The sequence below is a fragment of the Mesorhizobium sp. M2A.F.Ca.ET.037.01.1.1 genome (assembly GCF_003998075.1).
In the GTDB taxonomy this organism is placed as follows: domain Bacteria; phylum Pseudomonadota; class Alphaproteobacteria; order Rhizobiales; family Rhizobiaceae; genus Mesorhizobium.
In genome coordinates, this window is record NZ_RZSA01000827.1 from 1 (window position 1) to 3,019 (window position 3,019).

General features: G+C 60.1%; 6 protein-coding genes. 2 read left to right on the plus strand and 4 right to left on the minus strand.

Annotated elements, in window-relative coordinates:
- The 4 genes from EOA27_RS29685 to EOA27_RS29700 form a co-directional block, all read right to left on the minus strand.
- Positions 1-338, minus strand: a 338-nt coding sequence (locus tag EOA27_RS29685) for an MBL fold metallo-hydrolase (protein WP_127257897.1), incomplete at its 3' end; no start/stop codon positions are given.
- 125 nt (positions 339-463) lie between these two features.
- The gene (locus EOA27_RS29690; RefSeq protein ID WP_126064473.1) at positions 464-559 is read right to left on the minus strand and encodes a pyrroloquinoline quinone precursor peptide PqqA; all 96 of its coding nucleotides are present in this window, start codon (positions 557-559) and stop codon (positions 464-466) included.
- A 64-nt stretch (positions 560-623) separates the two neighbouring features.
- Entirely contained in the window at positions 624-1,142 is a 519-nt protein-coding gene (locus EOA27_RS29695) for a ferritin-like domain-containing protein (RefSeq protein ID WP_126083715.1), read from the minus strand.
- Positions 1,143-1,299: 157 nt separating this feature from the next.
- Positions 1,300-1,617 carry a low affinity iron permease family protein gene (locus EOA27_RS29700; protein WP_127257899.1) on the minus strand — a complete coding sequence of 106 codons (318 nt, stop codon included), beginning with the start codon at positions 1,615-1,617 and terminating at the stop codon, positions 1,300-1,302.
- 236 nt (positions 1,618-1,853) lie between these two features.
- Here EOA27_RS29700 and EOA27_RS42455 point away from each other — a divergent pair, with 236 nt between their 5' ends.
- Positions 1,854-2,330: a DUF768 domain-containing protein gene (locus tag EOA27_RS42455; RefSeq protein WP_127257901.1), complete on the plus strand. Its 477-nt coding sequence runs from the start codon at positions 1,854-1,856 to the stop codon at positions 2,328-2,330.
- A gap of 285 nt (positions 2,331-2,615) precedes the next feature.
- Entirely contained in the window at positions 2,616-2,861 is a 246-nt protein-coding gene (locus tag EOA27_RS29710; protein ID WP_126081296.1) for a hypothetical protein, read from the plus strand.
- Positions 2,862-3,019 lie beyond the last annotated feature (158 nt).

Sequence of the window (3,019 nt, forward strand, 5' to 3'; positions counted from 1 at the left end):
GTCGCATAGATCGCGAAAGGCTCTCGCTCACGCAGGCTGAGCAAGCCGGCGACATGGTCCACATCGGCATTGGTCAGCACCACAGCGCGGATAGGCGTCGAGCGCAGCGGTGCGTCGGCCGCGGGCTGCAGCTCGGGCGTTTGCGCAATCTGCTGGCGGATGTCGGGCGATGCGTTGAAGAGAACCCAACCTGTTCCGTCCGCCGATACGGCGACGGACGATTGGGTTCGGGAGCGCAGACCGGGCACACCGGCGCGGGCCGCGCGGCTCAGGCGATAATTGCAGTTCCACTGCGGAAAGCCGCCTCCCGCCGCCGATCCGATGATCTTCACGCGCATGGCAATGCATGCCCCGCGGGCCAACTGACCGGCGCCACTTTTGCGGCTGCGGTCGATTTGCGTCCGCGTCTTCTGATATCGCAAAGAATTGCATGCCCCGTTGAGCAGGGCATGCAATTCACGGGCTACTTTTTCCGCCGGATTTCAGCAGGCAGATATCGCGAAATTTCGAAGCCCGCCGCCACCTGACACATGGTTGGTTTCTTCCAGGTCTTCTTCATCGAGTTCTCCTTTCTGCAGCTCGCACGGAGCGACGGCGCCGCCAATGCAAAGTGTTGGGCGTTGCTAGGCCGCCTGCAAGGCACGTTGATTGGCGTCGCTCTCACCAAGAGCGTTGAGCGCCTCGTCGGTTGCCGATTCTTCCTTCAAAGTCTGCCGGAGCAGTGGAAGAGCATCCTTGAGGCCGAGCTGTTCGGCCCATGCGATCAGCGTGCCGTAGCGCGCGATTTCATAATGCTCGACTGCTTGGGCGGCGCCAACCAGCCCTGCGTCAAGCGCCGGCTCGTCCTTGTACTCTTCGAGGATTTCCGAGCCCTCCTCGATGATGCCGTCAATGGCCGGGCAGGTCTTGCCCCTGGCCGGCTTGCCGAGCATGTCGAAGACTTGCTCCAGGCGGTCCACCTGGTCTTCGGTTTCCTTGAGGTGCTTTTCGAAAGCGGCGCTTATCTTTTCGGACTGTGCTGCTTTCGCCAGCTTTGGCAAAGCCTTCAGGATCTTCTTTTCCGCGTAGTAGAGGTCTTTTAGTCCGTCCAAGAACAGGCTTTCCAAGCCGTTCGAGGTCGCGGACGAAGCTTTTTTCGGCATCTTAGGTCCTCCTTGGGTGTAGGGATGTGCCTGCGGCACTCTTCCTAATCCGCCCGGAGACCCGAAGTTCCGACAAGAGTGTCATCATCGCTGGCGCCGTACTCTCAACGACTTGGCTCTGAAGGCAGTCCGGTCGATGAGGAAGTTAACTTCCGCCTTATCCGACATCGCGCATTCGCTCGATTTCCTCCGGCTCTTTGTCGTCCATTCCGGCGATCTCGTTGCGAGCCTTGTCGTTGGCCTTGATCAGCTCATCGAGCTTCGCCTGCAGCGCTTGGGTGTCGCGATGCTCGGCCCTTTGAATAAACAGCGTCATTGCCCAGGTGACCAGCGTCGCGGCGCCATGCCAGTCAAGCGTCTCCCGCTCGAATAAGTACCAAGCAACAGTGTAGCCGCCCAAAACCAAAAAGGCCGCCGGTCGGGACGTCAGTGTGCCGACTTTGGTCAGCGCTTCTCGAAGCTGCAATGTTGCCATGCCTGCGAACGGCTGAGAGCAATCCGGGTTCCCGCTGGATATGTTGGGCTGCAACCTAGCTCGAGGCGGCAACGTCCCCTCGTGTCAATCGCTCTCGCCGTGGAAAGCCATCGAGCAGATTGCCAGAGTGTTCAAGCTCCCCACGGTGCGGCGATCCGTTTCATTCCCCGCGGTCTAGGATTTGCGGGAACATCGGCGTCATCGTCCAGTTATCTCGCGTCAAGGAGGAGGTGCTCATGAACGCGACGAAAGAATTCCTGCGCAGCTGGCTGGAAGAGAATGTCGGCAACTTGCCCGCCGAAACCGAGATCAGCGTTCCGATGCTGGCGCAGCAATTCGAACAGGACGCCGACGCCGCCGGTTACGGTCGCGAGGTGCGGGAGCAGGAGGTCGGCAATATTGAAGACGCCATCCAACGCGCGCTGGACAAAATCGGCGAAGAAAACAGAGGGTCGGAATCCAGTCGAGATGAAGAGAATTCGCTGGCGCCTGTGATCGATACCCTGGAAGCCGTTGAGCCTGAACAGATACCGAGGGGTCCGGCAGGCCGGCCGACTAGTCTAGCGGATCTCCTTTGGCAAGCGCCGCGATTACCGCGTCCAGAACCGCCTTTGGGCAGGTCTCTCCTTCGCGCAGCGCTTCGAACAATGAGGTCACCACGCTTTCCAGCGTCTCGCCGTGATCCTTCGACAGTTTCGAAGCTGCTTGCGTGAGCGCTTCGAATTCCAAAAGGCTGAGTGGAGAGTGGCGCGTCATGGTTCCTCCATCGCGAGGCGGACGCAGCAGGCAACCGGACGCTTGCCGCAGTCGTAGAAGTGCAGCGGTTCAGCCTCAACCACATTTGTTGCAGTGAGCAGCCGTTGGTTCTGCCCGGTTGCGGAAGGTGGCGAGGCCGGTCGCGCCGCGCACGGAACAAAGGGCGGCCACAAAGGTTTGGACCCTGCCTCCAGCCTGCCCGGAAGCCAGCAGACATCCGACCAAAGCGGAGAAGGTGCTCAATGACGAAGTCGCGCCAAAACGAAGATCCTGTGCGATCCACTCCAAGCAGTGGTAGGACCGGCCAGCAAGCAGGAGCGGACAGGGATTCGCCGCAAGAAGATCCGGTTGAAGGCTCGCGGAAGGTTGTGGATCGCGAGCTCGCCCGGCAAAAGCTGTCGGGCGGGACTGATAAGAAGGAGGCCGAGCAAAGCCTGCGCGACCAAACCGAGGAAGAGACTGATCTGCCTCAGAAAGGGTCGGCCTGATAGCAAGCAGCCCACCACTGCAAAAATTCGCCTGCTTTCGCACCCCCGCCTAAATTCCAACCATGACGGCAAAGTCCAGGAAGAACCTGCTTCTGTTGCTTGCGGCCGCAACGTTCGGGCTGGCGCTCTATAACAATCTCCTGGCGAGACGCGCGTTG